This window comes from Qipengyuania sp. JB2-7 (assembly GCF_055693485.1).
Genome location: NZ_CM146335.1, coordinates 1,022,076 through 1,037,718, shown reverse-complemented (window position 1 = coordinate 1,037,718; position 15,643 = coordinate 1,022,076). Strand labels below are relative to the sequence as shown.

The following is a 15,643-nucleotide window of genomic DNA, read 5'->3' as shown; positions in this document are numbered from 1 at the left end:
AGCGCGATTGACACCTCAAGCCCACTCGCTCAAGCGTCGCCCAGCCATGACGACGCGCCCGGAATATCAGAGCGTTACGCTCACGCCCCCTCTGCCGCTGGATGGCGGGGAAAGCCTATCGGGTGCGCAAATAGCTTATGAAAGCTATGGCGAGCTGGCTGCCGACAGGAGCAATGCGATCCTGATTTGCCATGCCCTGACTGGCGATCAGTTCGTGGCAAGCAAACACCCGATCACGGGAAAACCAGGTTGGTGGGAACGAATGGTCGGCCCCGGCAAACCTATCGACACCGACAGATTCCATGTCATCTGCGCGAATGTGATCGGCAGTTGCATTGGTTCCACCGGCCCAGCCAGTGTAGCTAAAGATGGGCAGCCATATGCGATGCGCTTCCCGGTCATTACCATTCGCGACATGGTGCGCGGGCTTATCGGTTTGCTGGACGAAGTTGGGATTGAGAAGCTGCACACCGTCGTCGGCGGATCAATGGGGGGCATGCAGGCGCTGAGCCTCGCCGCGAACTGGCCTGAGCGCGCGGACAGGGTGCTGGCTATCGCTACAACTGCGCGGCATTCAGCGCAAAACATCGCGTTTCATGAGGTCGGGCGTCAGGCGATCATGGCAGATCCGGCTTGGCGCAATGGCGACTACTATGCGGCTGACAAAGCGCCCGATGCCGGTCTCGCCGTGGCACGGATGGCAGCGCATATCACCTATTTGTCTGAAGACGGACTAACCGAAAAGTTTGGCCGGAGACTGCAAAACAGAGACGCAAAAGGGTTTGGCTTTGATGCCGATTTTCAGGTCGAAAGCTATCTGCGCTATCAAGGCAGTGGCTTCACCAAACGCTTCGATGCCAATTCCTACCTCTATATCACGCGCGCCATGGACTATTTCGATTTGGCGGAGGAGCATGGCGGAACGCTGGCTGAGGCGTTCGCGGGTACACCGGCCCGTTTCTGTCTGGTCAGCTTTGATACCGACTGGCTCTATCCCACCGCGGAGAGTCGCCATATCGTGCACGCCCTGAATGCGGCGGGCGCACCGGTCAGCTTTGTCGAGCTGTCCGCACCTTACGGCCATGACAGCTTTCTGTTGGATGTGCCCGCGCTAGACCGCGTGATCAAAGGCTTTCTCGATGGTTGACGCGTCAACCCTTCGCCCAGACCTCGCCGTGATCGCCGATCAGGTTCCTCGCGGTTCACGCGTGCTTGACGTCGGATGCGGAGACGGCACCTTGATGGCAGTCTTGCGCGATCAACGCGACGTCGATGCGCGTGGTATAGAAATTGACGGAGAATGTGTGGAACGTTGTGTCGCGCAGGGTCTCAGTGTGGTTCAGGGCGATGCCGATAGCGACTTGGGCTTTTACCCAGATGGTGCATTTGACATCGCTATCCTTAGCCAAACCTTGCAGACTGCGGCACGCCCCGATCAAATTTTGAAGGAACTATTGAGGATTAGCGAGCGCGCCTATGTCAGCTTTCCTAACTTTGCCTATTGGCGGATGCGCTGGGCCTTGCTGAGTCGCGGACAGATGCCGGTTACGCGCCACTTACCGGTTAGTTGGTATGCGACCGAGAACATTCACCACGTGACGGTCAAAGATTTTGAGCTGCTTATAGAAGAATTGGGCCTGGAAATTGCGCGTAGCTGGTTTTTTACGCGCGAGCGAAAAGTTGGGGCGAGTGGCGCAAATTGGCGTGCGGAATATGCACTTTTCGAGGTACAGAAATAGGTCATCTAGTCAGGAAGAGCATGGCGATCCCGTCGCCGCAAACGGAGCTGCGAAAAATTGCGAGCTAGTATATCAGGCAGACGAGATTTCGTGGACGAAGTCACAAGACAGTCGTTAAACAACGTTACATCTGACGTATCTTAATTCGGAGTTTTAGAACGTGCCCCTGCCCAAGCCGAACCGCCGCCAGTTCCTCGCCGCCACCGGAAGCGCATTTGCCGCGCTGATGGCGAGTGGATGTATGACGCGCGCTGCGCCGGGGTTGTCTGATAGGCCATCGCTGGCAGGCTACGGTCCCCTTACGCCCGATCCGCAGGGCATGCTCGATCTGCCAGAGGGCTTTTCATATCGCGTGTTATCAAGCCTTGGCGACGCGATGAGCGATGGGGGCACTGTTCCAGACAAGGCTGATGGCATGGGCTGCCTTGATTTGGGCAACGGTGAAATCGTTCTCGTGCGCAATCACGAGCTGATCCCCAGCGATGATGCTGGTGGGCCAATCGCGCATGGATTTGGCACGCGCAATGGCGAGATTGTACCGGGCGGCACGACGAATATCGTTCTGGATGCAGAAACTCTGGAAGTGAAACGAGAGTTCCGCACGCTTGGCGGGACAATCCGCAATTGTTCTGGCGGGGTCACTCCTTGGGGTAGCTGGCTGACCTGTGAGGAAGCCCCAACCGGCCCCGGTCAGCGTTATGGAGACGGACTTGCCGTCAATCATGGCTGGGTATTTGAGATTCCCGGCGATGCAACTGGTCTTGTTGACGCCGTGCCATTGCGCGCAATGGGCAGGTTCAATCACGAAGCTGCCTGCGTCGATCCTGAAACCGGCTATGTCTACGAGACGGAGGATCGCAATGACGGCGTCCTCTATCGTTTCCTCCCCAGCACGCCCGGCAAGCTCGCCGATGGCGGCAAATTGCAAGCCGCGGTGATTGAGGGTCTGTCCGACACGCGCAATTGGGATGCGGCGGCGATGCCTGTCGGCCAAAGCTATACCATACGCTGGATTGATCTCGACGATGTAGAGGCACCTAAGGACGATTTACGTCTGCGTGCCGCTGCTCAGGGGCTTCCCTCATCGCACGTGGAGAAGGCATTCACATGGGGGATGGCGAACTTTATTTCTGCTCAACAAGTGGCGGCGCCAAGAAATTGGGTCAGATTTTCAGACTGGTTCCCGGTCGCGGAAATAGCCCCGATCGCGTCGAGCTGTTTTTTGAAAGTGAGAGCAAAGAACAGTTCGACTATGGCGACAATTTATGTGTGTCCCCCAACGGCCATCTGATTGTGTGCGAAGACCAATATACGGACGTGGTGGACAATCACCTGCGCGGCATCACTCCAGAAGGCGAGGCGTATGCATTTGCGCGGCTAGGCATGCAGACAGAGCTGGCTGGCGGGTGCTTCTCTCCCGACGGCAAATGGTTCTTTGTGAATGCCTATGCACCGACCCGCACCGTCGCGATCACTGGACCTTGGGCAGCCTAATCAGGACGACGGTTACACCCCGACCGATCACCGGCAAAATGGGGACCAGTTACGCGCGCGAGCGACGTTTGCAGTTCACCTGCAAAAGCGTATAGGCGCGTAATATTATATCACACTGACTGACAATCTCTGGAACTCACTTATGAAGCATAACCGACTGTTCGCCCTCAATCTCATGCTGGCATCCTCGCTAGCAATGTCTGCCGCCGGGCCACTTTCCGCGAAGGAAGGCATGTTTACACCGGATCAGTTGCAAGAGATTAGCGGACAGTTGGAAGAGGCTGGTCTTGAGATTGATGCCGAGCAGCTCGCCGACCTCACTGGCTTTCCCATGGGTGCGGTTGTTTCGCTCGGCGGGTGTTCCGCCAGCTTTGTTTCCCCAGAGGGTCTCGTTGTCACCAACCACCACTGCGCGCGCGGATCAGTGCAGTTCAATTCGACCGCAGAGAACAATTATCTGGAAAACGGATTTCTTGCCGCAGCTAAAACTGACGAACTGCCAGCAACACCAGGATCCCGTATTTATGTCACGACAGACGTGACCGATGTCACTGACCAAGTTCGCGCAGGGACAGAGGGGCTTGCCCCGCTAAAGCGGTATGAGCTGGTACAGCAACGGCGCAAAGACATCATCGCTGGGTGCGAAGAAGACGCCGGCTTTCGCTGTCAGGTCGCAAGCTTTTATGGGGGTTCGCAATATAAGCTGGTGAAGCGCCTCGAAGTGCGTGACGTGCGCCTCGTCTATGCGCCCGCAGACTCGATCGGCAAATATGGCGGCGACATCGATAATTGGCAGTGGCCGCGCCACACCGGCGATTTCGCCTTCTATCGTGCTTACGTCGGGCCAGATGGCTCAGCAGCGGACTTCGATGAAGCCAACGTTCCTTACGAACCAGAGCATCACTTAAAAGTCAGTGCGTCTGGCCTTGACGATGGCGATTTCGTTATGGCTGCAGGCTATCCAGGATCGACCAGCCGTTACACCTTGATGGCTGAGGTGGAGAACACATTTAACTGGACTTATCCCACATTCCAGACGCTGCTGACCGATTGGATTAGCACGATTGAAGGGGCCGCACCCGAAGGGTCTGACGCGCGCGTCAAATACGAATCTGATCTCGCGGGCCTGAACAATTTTGAGAAGAATTTGCGCGGACAGATTGATGGCGCCAAACGCGTCGGACTAGTTGAGCGACGCAGTGAGCGTGAGGCAGCACTTGCCGAGTGGATCAATGCCGATGAAAGCCGCGCTGCCTATGGTGAAGCTATTGCCGAACTCTCGCAGCTTTCAGAGGACAGCGCAGCTGCGGCCCGAACCAACTTCTGGTATGGCAATGTGAGCCGGGCTCAGCTGTTCTCGACCGCCCGGCGGCTCTATCGTCTCGCCAAAGAACGGCAAAAGCCCAATGCCGAGCGGGAACCGGGATTTCAGGAACGTGATATGACCTTCTTCCAGCAGGGTCTACAAGCGCTCGATCGACGCTATGACTCTGCGGTCGACAAGGAGGAGTGGGTGCTGTTCCTCACGGGCTATATCGCACAGCCCATGGGCGAGCGGGTAGCTGAGTTTGACCAAGCGGTGGGCCTGACTTCGGAAACAACTGCGGACGAACTGCCAGCACTTGTTGAGCGTTTCTACGCCAATACCGCGCTTGACGAGATCCGAAACCCGGCTCGCTTTGATGGAGGCATCACCGGCACAGCTTGAGGCGAGCGACGACCCCTTCATGCAGCTCGCCGTTGCGATGTATGAATACGGCTTCAAACTTGAAACCGAACGCAAAACCCGATCAGGGCGCGCGCTGGCCCTACGCCCGGCATATATGAAAGCGATCACTGGATGGCAGCGTGAACAAGGCAAACTGACCTATCCAGATGCCAACAGCACACTGCGCGTGACATTCGGCAATGTTCTGGGCGGCAGCCCGCGCGATGGCATGACCTATCTGCCCTTCACTACACTCGAAGGCATCACTGACAAGGATACGGGTGAGGAGCCCTTCAACTCGCCCGAGAAGCTGCTCCAGCGGATCGAGGCCAAGGATTACGGGCCCTATGCGCTCGATAGCATTGGGTCGGTTCCAGTAAACTTCCTGTCCGATCTTGACTCAACCGGCGGAAATAGTGGGTCGGCGACGCTGAATGCCCGGGCTGAACTCGTTGGGCTGTTGTTTGACGGTACATTCGAAAGCGTCAATTCCGACTGGGATTTTGATCCGCGTACCACCCGCACGATCCATGTCGACACGCGCTACATGCTATGGGTGATGGACAAGGTTGACGGCGCTCAGGGGCTAATCGACGAAATGGACATTGTTGAATGAGAAACCGCACGCCAGCCCTGATCTGAATGGATCTGCATCCGAAATTCCCAAAGCTCTTCTCACCGCTTGAGATAGGCAGGATAACGATCAAGAACCGCATCTTGATGGGTTCAATGCATACCGGCCTTGAGGATCTGGGCGATGACGGTGAGCGTATGGCCGCCTTCTTCGCAGAACGCGCAGCTGGCGGCGTGGGAATGATCATAACGGGCGGAATTGGCCCTCATCCGTCTGCGGGTATGGGCGCCAAGATGCTGAACGCAGACGATGTCGCCATGCACAAAACCGTAACTCAAGCGGTGCACGATGCCGACCCTGACGTAAAGATTTGCATGCAGATACTGCATAGCGGCCCGCTTGCGCGCACGCCCGATTGCGTCGCCCCCTCTCCGGTCAAATCGCGGATTGCTCAGCATGTCCCGAACGAGCTCGACGAGGCAGGGATTGAGGAACAGATTGAGGCATTTGCACATTGCGCCAAACTGGCAGAGGACGCTGGATACCATGGCGCCGAGATCATCGGTTCGGCAGGCTACTTGATCTCCACCTTCCTTGTTCAGAAGACAAATCTGCGCGAGGATAACTGGGGCGGCAGCTGGGAAAACCGCGTGCGCTTTCCCATCGAGGTCGTCCGGCGGGTGCGCGCCAAGGTTTCGCCAGACTTCCTGCTCATCTTCCGCATCTCAGCCATGGATATGCTGCAGGAAGGGCTCGCTTGGGAGGAAGTCGTTAGCCTCGCCAAGGCGCTTGCGGCCGAGAAGGTCGATGTGATTTCAACGCATTTCTGCTGGCATGAAAGCCTCGTGCCGACCATCGCCACCATGGTCCCACGCGCGGCCTTCACCCAAGTTACAGGGCGTTTGCGCAAAGAACTCTCTATTCCGCTGATCACAAGCAATCGTATCAACATGCCTGATGTGGCGGAGGATGTCCTGAGCGCTGGCGATGCCGATATTGTTTCGCTTGCTCGCCCGATGCTCTCCGACGCACAATTCGCGATCAAGGCACGCAACGGCAGGGAAGACGAGATAAACACCTGCATCGCCTGTAATCAGGCGTGTCTCGATCACACATTTCAAGGCAAGCTTACCAGCTGTCTGGTCAATCCACGGGCTTGCCGGGAGACTGAGCTGGCGGTCGAGCCGGCGCAAAGCGCGAAACGCATTGCCGTGGTGGGCGCTGGCCCCGCTGGATTGGCCTTTGCCTGCACCGCAGCAGAACGCGGTCACGACGTGACACTGTACGACGCAGCGTCGGAGATTGGCGGTCAGTTCAATCTGGCGAAACGGGTTCCGGGCAAAGAAGAGTTTCACGAAACGCTGCGCTACTATGCCAAGATGATTGAGCTACATGGTGTAACGTTGCGGCTGGGTGAGCGCGTAGAGGCCGCTAAATTGAACAGCGATCGCTTCGACGAAGTCGTCATCGCAACGGGCATCACACCGCGTGTGCCGCAATTGCCAGGCATCAATCATCAGAAGGTCGTCTCCTATATCGATGTTATTCGCGGCAATTGCGAAGTTGGCAAAAGTGTCGCAATCATGGGGGCAGGCGGCATCGGGTTTGATGTGGCCGAACTCATCACGCACGAAGGCGAAAGCGGCGCCCTCAACATTGACGTCTTTGCCAAGGAATGGGGCATCGACTTCAAAAATCACCCTCGCGGTGGCGTGACCGGGGTTGCGCCAAAGGTTGCGCGCAATGATCGAGAAGTCACATTGCTCCAACGCAAGACAAGCTCGGTCGGGAAAGGCCTAGGGAAAACGACCGGCTGGACTCACCGCATCACATTGCAGCGGCGCGGTGTGAACATGATCCCCGGCGTCGAATATGTCCGGATCGACGATGATGGACTACACATGTTCATCAATGGCGAACCGCAGACACTTGATGTGGACACCGTGATCGTCTGTGCGGGACAAGAGCCACTGCGAACGCTTTATGACGAACTGCAAAAAAGCGATGTAGTCACGCATTTGATCGGGGGCGCGTATGAAGCTGCGGAGTTAGACGCCAAGGCCGCAATCAAGCAAGCGACCGAAATTGCGCTGGCGGTGTGAGACTATCTTTACCGCTGCACTCTTCCTGATCCATCGCCTGACATGAGTTTTTCCACTTCGGGCACGGTGACGCGGTTGAAGTCGCCAGAGATGGTATGCTTGAGCGCTGATGCGGCCACGGCAAACTCCAGACTCTGCTGACGGTCTTCGTAGGCGTTGAGACCATAAATCAGCGCTGAAGCGAAGCTGTCGCCCCCGCCGACACGATCAACAATGTCGGTTAGTTCGTACTTCTTCGACAGCATAAAGCCATCCTCGCGAGTGCGTAGACACGCCGACCAGTTGTTGCGATCTGCAGAGAGGCTCTCGCGCAGGGTAATCGCAATCGTGTGCATGCCGGGATAGATGTCGAGCACCTTCTGGCCCAGTGCTTCGTACTTCTTGGTATCGAGCTCACCGCTTTCGACATCGACATCGACGCTGATATCGAGCGACTTCTGGCAGTCTTCTTCATTAGCAATGCCAACATCGACATACTTTACGAGCTCGCGCATCACCTCAGGCGCGCTCTTGCCATACTTCCACAGCTTGCCGCGGAAGTTGAAGTCACACGACACTGTGACACCTGCTACCTTGGCTGCTTTGACGCAAGCCATCGACAGATCCGCAGCCGATTGGCTCAGCGCAGGCGTTATCCCGGTGATGTGCAGCCACTTTGCGCCCTTGAATATGGTCGGCCAGTCAAACTCATCCATCCCAGCATTGCAGATCGATGAGTTTGCCCGATCATAAACCACCTTGGACGGACGCTGGTTCGAGCCGGTCTCGAGAAAGTAGATTCCCACTCGATCGCCCGAGCGACTGATGTGGGCCGTATCCACGCCAAACTTGCGCAGCTCCATAATCGCATTTTCGCCAATATCGTTATCTGGCAGTGCGCTCACGAAGCCCGCATCAAGCCCATAATTAGACAGGGCGACCGCGACATTCGCCTCGCCACCACCAAATGTGGCCTCGAATCCAGGCGACTGAAAGAACCGCTCATGCCCCGGCGTTTTGAGACGCAGCATGATTTCACCGAAAGAAAGAAATTGAGTCATTGGGGAGGGAATCCAGAGTTACAGGTGACCAATCATCTAACTATGAAAAAGCCAAACCGCCATTGATATCAATGTTTGCGCCGGTGATAAAAGACGCCTCTTCAGATACGAGATAAGCCACCGCATCAGCTATTTCTTCCGCGCGGCCTTGGCGCTTCAGCGGGGTCGAATTGGCGACATTCTCGCGCGCGGCATCAGGCGTGAAAGTGTCATGGAACGTTGTCGCGATCATACCCGGGCACAGCGCGTTCACCCGGATCCCCTTGGGGCCAAGCTCTTTGGCGAGACCGCGCGTCATGGTCATCACTGCGCCTTTGGAAGTCGCATAGGCAATCGCGCCGCCGCCGCCGCCATCTCTGCCCGCGAGAGAGGCGAGGTTCACGATAGCCGCGCCTTCCGACATAAGAGGCACTGCAGCCTTGCAAGCCAGCAAGGTGGAAGTCGCGTTCAATTGCATAACGAAGTTGAAAAACTCCTCGTCCATCTCTTCCAGCGTCTTGCGTGCAACCATACCGCCCGCGTTGTTGACAAGGATATGGATCGTATCGCCGAAAGCTTCACGTGCGGCTGCGATGAGGGCGTCTACATCCGCCGCCTTTGTGACATCAGCTTTAACGGTGATGCCCTTGCCACCCGCTGTTTCGACTTCTGCAAGCGTTGCGGCGGCATCTTTCTCATTGCTGTTATAATTGATGACAACATTCGCGCCTTCGCTGGCGAGCTTCACGCAGATAGCGCGGCCAATATCTCGGCTACCCCCGGTGACAATTGCCGTCTTGCCTGAAAATTTCATGTGTCGAAGTCCTGTTTGCTATAATGGGGAGGATTTAGTTTGATTTTGGTTTGAGTGGTTTGATGTCTGGGCAGAAAATGAACACAGACAACACCGTCATGATCGCTAGCCCTGCGCCGACAATAAACGCTGGCGCGTAGCTATTCACCGTGATGATCGGGATCAGGAAGTTAAGCCCGACCACGGCCAGTTTCGCAGCCGTACCAGCATAGCCAGCGAGCGTTCCCACTGATTTTCCGCTATAGAAGTCACTCGGCAGGGTCTGGATGTTTCCAACTGCAGTCTGGAACCCAAACAGGATCGCCGCCATCAGCAATACCGCAATAAGGGGTGTCGCCGCTTGCGTCGTCGCCAGTAGCGAGATGAGCATGATGACGCCGCCAAGGGCGATCACGCTTTTGCGGGTGCGATTTACACTCCAACCTGACTTGATCCGGTTGCCTGCCAACAATCCGCCAAACCAGGCGCCCAGCATGGCACCGACATAGGGAATCCACGCATAGATCGCGATTTCTTCAACTCCGAAACCGTATGTCTCATTGAGGTAGAGTGGCAGCCAGCCAACGAACAGCCACCAGATTGGATCAAGGAAGAACGATGCAGCAATAACACCCCAGCTTTCTTTGCGGGAGAGGATCTCGCCCGAGCCCGGTGCGTAGTCAGCGACATCGCCGACATCTGCATTGCGCTGTCCGGTCAGGATAAACTGCCGCTCTTCTTCGCTGATCCAGGGGTGCGCCTCCGGACCGGATTTGTATACGATGAGCCAAGGGATTAGCCAAAGGAAGCCCAGCGCACCAATCGCGATGAAGGTCGCCTGCCAGCTGCCGAGGAACACAAAGAGCGCACCGATGATGGGGGCAGATACGATGCCGCCAATCGCTGCGCCCGAATTGAAGATGCCCTGTGCCAGTGCTCGCTCATCAATGGGGAACCATTCCGCATTGGCCTTTGTTGCACCGGGCCAGTTGCCCGCTTCCGATACACCCAAAATCGCCCGGAATACCGCGAATGAAGCAAGGCCAGTTGCGACCGCATGCAACATTGTGGCGGTCGACCACACGACGATCGACAAAACAAAGCCGAGCCGAACGCCGATCCAGTCAAATATCTTGCCGAATAGCGTCTGGCCAAAGGCATAGGCAAAGGTGAAGACGTTAAGGATGATCGCATAATCGGCTTTCGTCAGGCCGAGATCTTCTGAAATTTCTGGCCAGAGAAAGCCGAGCGCACCGCGATCAATATAGTTGATGATCGTGGCAATCGCGACCAGCACGACGATAACGTAACGCAGGTTACCCTTGAACATGATCAAGCCCCCTCGCTCAAAAAGTCTTCGCGGGCTGGGCTGAATGTGTCGATCAAAACACCCGGCTCGAGGCATACCGCGCCATGATCAAGATGCGGCGCGATGTAGAAGCAATCGCCCGCATCCAAGACGCGTTTCTCACCATCGACAAACACTTCAAATTTGCCGCTTTCGATATAGCTCGATTGGCTGTGGCGGTGCGCGTGCACCTCGCCCACAGCGCCTTCGTCAAACCAGACCTTCACGATCATGATTTCCGGGCCATAGCCAAGGATCTGGCGGGAAATCCCGTTACCAAGATCTTCTTTTGGCGTTTCCTTTGCGACGACAAAGGGCTGGCTTGCCGCACCTACCAAAGTTGCCATGTCTAGTTTCCCTCTCCTGCAAGAGCAATCACGGCGGCGAACCCGCTCCATTCGATCGTCTCTCCATCCAGCACGACCGAATGGGTCTGCTCCGCGCTTTTGTTGTGCGAGACAGCGATCGCGAAACGCTTCCCGTTTTTGAGTGTTAGGCTGACCACATCTTTGCCATCGATATGAGCGTGGTGCATATCTGCAATGCGGCTCCGGCTAGCGACTGTCTGCTCAGCCGCGCCGTCATATCTGCCGTGGCTTTCCAACAGAGCCGCAAAACTCGCCGTGCCGTCTGGACGCTTAGCCCGCAACATGATGAGCGGCTCGCGGCGAAGATTGAAGCCGGGATCATTAGCCCCGCTTTCGCCCATAATCGCCTCAACCGCGCCGTTGCCAGCGAAGCGATAGGTATAGAACCGGCCATCAAGCAGCCAGGTCAGAGCGCCCTTGCCCTCTTCCAGAGTGGCCGCCCCATCGACCCAGATATGCTGATAGCCATTGGCTTCGCCAAGAACGGGTCGCGCCGTCGTGAAGCCTTCTAGATCGAAGTCGAACTCCATAACGTGACCGCTGAAATGCAGCGGTAGATCATAGACGTGCTTCTGGGCGCTTTCCCCACGTGTCAGATCAAGTACGATCGGCGCCTCAAGACCGGGAATATCCGGCATCACGATAGTGCGGCTAAGCTTTACGCCCGGATAGGCGGTATCGATACTGGCGCTGCTGACTTGTAGGCCGGGTGTGTCCGCGAAATAGAGCTGCGTTGGTGCATGCTGGTTCGCGATCTTTACTTCGCCACCAAAATGGCTGGTCTGATCAACAACCAACGTGTTGTGCGCAACGGTTGATTTTGCCCAGGTCGTGTTTTCAGGCAGGTACCGGCCACCCTCCTTTGCCTCTATATTGAGGAAGCGCGCAGCACCGTAATCGCGGATAATCTCGTTGCCATTATCGTAAAGCTGCCAGCCAAGCTTGTCGAAGTGACCATGCCCGAGGCCTTGCGAGGTATTCTTCGCGATCAGCACGGTAGCCGGCTCGCCATTGCTATTCATCGGGCCTTGGCGCAGAATTGCGAGCGCGCCTTCATCGCCGTCCGGGCCATCGCCGAACAGCATCGACCGGAAGGGGAACGGCTCAGCCTTGCCCGCCGCAAGATCGCGCGCGACCAATAGCCCGTTTTTGCTCAGAATCGTGCGGTCCTGAAACTCCGCAATCGACAGCAGTGAGGGATCACCGGTCTGCGCATAAGCAATCGCGATTCCGTGATACAACTCATCAGTCTTCAGGCTTTTGTCGCGGATCGCGTCGTTGAACGGGAAGAAGAACCCACGGTAGCTCAGCTGCACTGTCGTGCGCAGCGCTTTGAGCAGAATGCCGTCGCGATGCTCCCAGATTTTCTGCTCCGGGTCGTTTCGCTCAATCGCATCGGCAAACACCATGAACGGCATCAGCGCATAACGCTGATAGTATGGCCCTTCATTGTAATAACCCTGCGGTGAAAACAGCAGTTCGGTCTGACGCAGGAAGCCGACTTTGCCGCTCTTGTCGGAGCCCTTAAGCGCGCGGTCGACCATATCCTGATCGCCAAGCAGATATCCGGTCATGCCAACACCGGCAGTCGCCCAGGTCGCATGGTTGTGAATGCGGTCGAATGTTGCCTGCGATTCCACAGAGAGAAAATAGGCCGCGCGGCGAAACACCTGATCATCGATCCGCTGTCGGTCAGCCGCGCTCAAAGTGTCACGAATGTCGCCATAGCCCTGGACGGCATGGACCAACCAGACCGCGTCGTTGAGAACCTGCCAGAAAATCCGCCCCGGATTCTGGTTCTTGCGCGCAGGATGGTCTGTAAGGGTAGGATACATATCCGCATAGCCAAGCAGCATATCGCGGGCGTAGTCGGCATACGACTGCTCGCCCGTAATGCGGAACAATTGGCCCGCTAGGTAAATCGCTTTGTAGTTTCGCTTATGCTGCTCGTGCGTATATCCGCCACCGGGATCCCTGGGCTGAGGCAGGATGAGGCCCTGCTCCATCATCCCATCGACGAATGTCTTCGCTCGCTCCAGCTCGGCAGAATAGAGCGGCGGCAGCGCATCACGAGCGACATCAGCTTGCTCTGAGCCTGCATGGTGAGAGGCAGCAGCGGTGGCGGATTGTGACAATCCAGAGAGTGCCACCGCCGCTGCGAAGAGCGCTGCATATTTCATTCGACCTCATCCCCCACGAAAAGGTTGTCAGAAAGCTGCGCCCTGTGTTCGCCGTCAAAGTTCAATTCTTCGAGAACAAAGTTTGGCGTGTTCGCGAACTGATTATCAGTAATTTTAGTCTTGGGAGTCCCAACGGTGTGGACCACGCGTAAGGGCGCAGAACCAGCGACCTGATTGTTCGACACTTCCGCTATCTGCACCCCGTGCAGATTGACCGATGCGCCAGAACCATTCGTTGCTGCGAGGCCAACATTGGCAAGCGTATTGCCACTAACTTTCACGAATGGACCGAACGTGCTCTCATCGCGGCCACCCCGATAGATGTCGGCGATTGGCCCGCCGATATTTGCGAAGCTGCTGTCTACAATATCGAGATACTCGACATTGTATTGACCAAAATCTTCGGTCTCCGCTGCCGCCGAAATGACCGTGCCGGTAATATCGGCAAAGCTGCTGTTCCGAATGGTCACATTATCCGCCAGCGCGCTCTTCCCCAAGGTCAGCACGTTGAACGACTTGTTCACTACGAGACCGGTCACCGAAACGCCATCCAGCTCAATCCGCATGTTCGATTGGATGGGAAAGGTCGTGGTGCGAATGACCGAATTGCCGACTGAATCTGGCGCGAGCGCACCATCAATTTTGAGATTGGTCAGTTGAAGGCTTCCGCCCTCGCGTAACTCGATCAGCGAAGGCCGTGTGAACAGAATTGTCGGCGGATCAGAACCCTCATCGAAAGCGCCTCGAAAAGAGAGCGTCTTGCTAAGCGGGATAGATCGATTGACGATGTACTCGCCAGAACTGAGTTGAAGGACATCGCCATCACCTGCGGCCATCGCGGCATCGACCAACGTGCCCTCTCCTGGCGCAACATCGATAACGCGCCCCGATGCGCCGAACGCTAAGTCATCGCCGGGCTTGGGATACCAAGCAACACCGACTTGATCGAGCGACACCACAACGAGATCCCGCGGCGCACCAAGGCCCACCAGCGCCGGATCAACCGGATAAAGCAGCCCATTCGCGGCCCGCTCCATCTCGACCGGAGCCTGAACAATAGTGCTTAGCTCAGCCGCGACACCACCCTGCGCAGCGCGGTTATTGGCAAAACTGATCCCTGAAATATCATCATAGACCTCAAGAAAAGACTCGTCTGCAAGGCCGCTCAGGAGGTTGTTCGCAAAGGTGCTGTTAATTGGCGGAGCAGAGCGCTCCTCATCAGCACCAACATTGAATGCGACACGGCGGCTATCGACAATTGTGTTGTTTTCTATCTGCGCGCCATCCACCTCGACATAGCGATTGACCGGCGAATTTGGCACACCATTCATAACCGCCAGCGCGCTCGAAAACGCTGAACCACGCAGCCCCTCCATATAGTTGCCCCGCACTGTCTGGCCGCGATTGATGACGCGAATGCCGCCTGTGTAATCCTTGCCATGACCCATGAATATGTTGCGCTCGACCACCGCATTATCGCCATGACGCAGCGTCAGCGTGCCACGAGATCTCAGGAAAACATTGCCGTAAAATGTATTGCCGCCCGACTTCGACGAGATGATCTCCACTTCGCCGTCCGTGCGATCAAAGATGTTGTAGGCGACCATCGTGTTCGAGTTGAACATCGAATATTTGCTGGTGCCTATGCGGAGAGTTTCGCCACCGTTTGACCCGAGCACGGGGCGCGGACCAAAGTAATTATACTCGATCCGATGATTGTTTTCCTGGCTCTCGGTGGTGTCCAGCCTGACTGCCAGCGTCACACCCTTATTAGTCTTGCCGACCATATGATTACGATCAAAGCGATTGTTTTTGCCGTAAATGCCAACCCAATAGTCGGACTCATATCGATCCGGCTTGCTGAAATTGTCGATGACGACTTCGGTTACTCGGCTGTTGCGAGCAACATCCTGCTTTGAACGGCGAAACGATACCACCTCTCCGCGCGGGCTATATCCATCCTTGAACACCAGCCCAGTGACAAGAATGTGCTCACCGCCAATACGAAGGCTCGACTGGCCGGTCAGAAAGACCTTGCCAGCCTCTTCCGAAATCACCGTGATTGGGGCGGCAGCCGTACCTTTGCCAGTGATGACCAAATCGAAATCGCGCCACTCGCCGTTAGCGAGAATGATGATATCACCCGCTTCGACTTGCTTTAGAGCATGCGCATATTCGTTTTGATCGCGAACAAAGAACTGTTCCGCAAAGGCGGGCGCGGACGCAAACCACGCCATCAGCATCACAAGGCTCAGCCTTGTCCACATAACCTCACCCCTTCTCATCCTCTTGAGCAAAGACAATACGGAGCACGGCCC

General features: G+C 56.3%; 10 protein-coding genes and 2 pseudogenes. 6 read left to right on the top strand and 6 right to left on the bottom strand.

Translation table 11 applies throughout. From position 1 onward, the window contains the following. The first annotated feature begins 46 nt into the window (after positions 1-46). From metX to ACZ1GM_RS05020, 6 genes and pseudogenes are all read left to right on the top strand, one after another. Complete coding sequence (gene metX, locus ACZ1GM_RS05045) at positions 47-1,147, top strand: homoserine O-acetyltransferase MetX (protein ID WP_472678503.1); 1,101 nt, start codon at positions 47-49, stop codon at positions 1,145-1,147. Further along, on the top strand, positions 1,140-1,739 hold the full coding sequence (gene metW, locus ACZ1GM_RS05040) for a methionine biosynthesis protein MetW (RefSeq protein ID WP_472678047.1): 600 nt from the start codon (positions 1,140-1,142) through the stop codon (positions 1,737-1,739). The genes metX and metW overlap by 8 nt, the downstream gene beginning before the upstream one ends. A gap of 226 nt (positions 1,740-1,965) precedes the next feature. Continuing rightward, positions 1,966-2,715, top strand: a pseudogene (locus tag ACZ1GM_RS05035) (alkaline phosphatase PhoX); the annotation flags it as partial. Between the two features lie 131 nt (positions 2,716-2,846). Next, entirely contained in the window at positions 2,847-3,233 is a 387-nt protein-coding gene (locus ACZ1GM_RS05030) for an alkaline phosphatase PhoX (protein WP_472678046.1), read from the top strand. A 175-nt stretch (positions 3,234-3,408) separates the two neighbouring features. Continuing rightward, a pseudogene (locus ACZ1GM_RS05025) lies at positions 3,409-5,557 on the top strand (S46 family peptidase). Positions 5,558-5,583: 26 nt separating this feature from the next. Next, positions 5,584-7,617, top strand: coding sequence for an oxidoreductase (locus ACZ1GM_RS05020; protein ID WP_472678045.1), 2,034 nt, complete (start codon positions 5,584-5,586; stop codon positions 7,615-7,617). An 8-nt stretch (positions 7,618-7,625) separates the two neighbouring features. On the opposite strand, the gene ACZ1GM_RS05015 is transcribed toward ACZ1GM_RS05020, so the two are convergent. Genes ACZ1GM_RS05015 through ACZ1GM_RS04990 form a run of 6 tightly spaced genes read right to left on the bottom strand, consistent with a single transcriptional unit; the run spans position 7,626 to position 15,592 of the window. Beyond that, positions 7,626-8,657, bottom strand: coding sequence for a PfkB family carbohydrate kinase (locus tag ACZ1GM_RS05015; RefSeq protein ID WP_472678044.1), 1,032 nt, complete (start codon positions 8,655-8,657; stop codon positions 7,626-7,628). Positions 8,658-8,697: 40 nt separating this feature from the next. After that, the gene (locus tag ACZ1GM_RS05010) at positions 8,698-9,450 is read right to left on the bottom strand and encodes an SDR family NAD(P)-dependent oxidoreductase (protein WP_472678043.1); all 753 of its coding nucleotides are present in this window, start codon (positions 9,448-9,450) and stop codon (positions 8,698-8,700) included. A 34-nt stretch (positions 9,451-9,484) separates the two neighbouring features. Further along, a complete protein-coding gene (locus ACZ1GM_RS05005) occupies positions 9,485-10,759 on the bottom strand; it encodes an MFS transporter (protein WP_472678042.1) in 1,275 nt (424 codons plus the stop codon). Between the two features lie 2 nt (positions 10,760-10,761). After that, positions 10,762-11,124: a cupin domain-containing protein gene (locus ACZ1GM_RS05000; protein WP_472678041.1), complete on the bottom strand. Its 363-nt coding sequence runs from the start codon at positions 11,122-11,124 to the stop codon at positions 10,762-10,764. Between the two features lie 2 nt (positions 11,125-11,126). Beyond that, on the bottom strand, positions 11,127-13,325 hold the full coding sequence (locus ACZ1GM_RS04995) for an alginate lyase family protein (protein WP_472678040.1): 2,199 nt from the start codon (positions 13,323-13,325) through the stop codon (positions 11,127-11,129). Next, the gene (locus ACZ1GM_RS04990) at positions 13,322-15,592 is read right to left on the bottom strand and encodes a polysaccharide lyase 6 family protein (RefSeq protein WP_472678039.1); all 2,271 of its coding nucleotides are present in this window, start codon (positions 15,590-15,592) and stop codon (positions 13,322-13,324) included. The genes ACZ1GM_RS04995 and ACZ1GM_RS04990 overlap by 4 nt, the downstream gene beginning before the upstream one ends. Between the last annotated feature and the right edge of the window lie 51 nt (positions 15,593-15,643).

Excerpts from the sequence above, each read along its gene's own strand:
- metX (WP_472678503.1), top strand. The coding sequence starts at position 47 with ATGACGACGCGCCCGGAATATCAGAGCGTTACGCTCACGCCCCCTCTG.
- metW (WP_472678047.1), top strand. The coding sequence starts at position 1,140 with ATGGTTGACGCGTCAACCCTTCGCCCAGACCTCGCCGTGATCGCCGAT.
- ACZ1GM_RS05030 (WP_472678046.1), top strand. The coding sequence starts at position 2,847 with ATGGGGGATGGCGAACTTTATTTCTGCTCAACAAGTGGCGGCGCCAAG.
- ACZ1GM_RS05020 (WP_472678045.1), top strand. The coding sequence starts at position 5,584 with ATGGATCTGCATCCGAAATTCCCAAAGCTCTTCTCACCGCTTGAGATA.
- ACZ1GM_RS05015 (WP_472678044.1), bottom strand. The coding sequence starts at position 8,657 with ATGACTCAATTTCTTTCTTTCGGTGAAATCATGCTGCGTCTCAAAACG.
- ACZ1GM_RS05010 (WP_472678043.1), bottom strand. The coding sequence starts at position 9,450 with ATGAAATTTTCAGGCAAGACGGCAATTGTCACCGGGGGTAGCCGAGAT.
- ACZ1GM_RS05005 (WP_472678042.1), bottom strand. The coding sequence starts at position 10,759 with ATGTTCAAGGGTAACCTGCGTTACGTTATCGTCGTGCTGGTCGCGATT.
- ACZ1GM_RS05000 (WP_472678041.1), bottom strand. The coding sequence starts at position 11,124 with ATGGCAACTTTGGTAGGTGCGGCAAGCCAGCCCTTTGTCGTCGCAAAG.
- ACZ1GM_RS04995 (WP_472678040.1), bottom strand. The coding sequence starts at position 13,325 with ATGAAATATGCAGCGCTCTTCGCAGCGGCGGTGGCACTCTCTGGATTG.
- ACZ1GM_RS04990 (WP_472678039.1), bottom strand. The coding sequence starts at position 15,592 with ATGTGGACAAGGCTGAGCCTTGTGATGCTGATGGCGTGGTTTGCGTCC.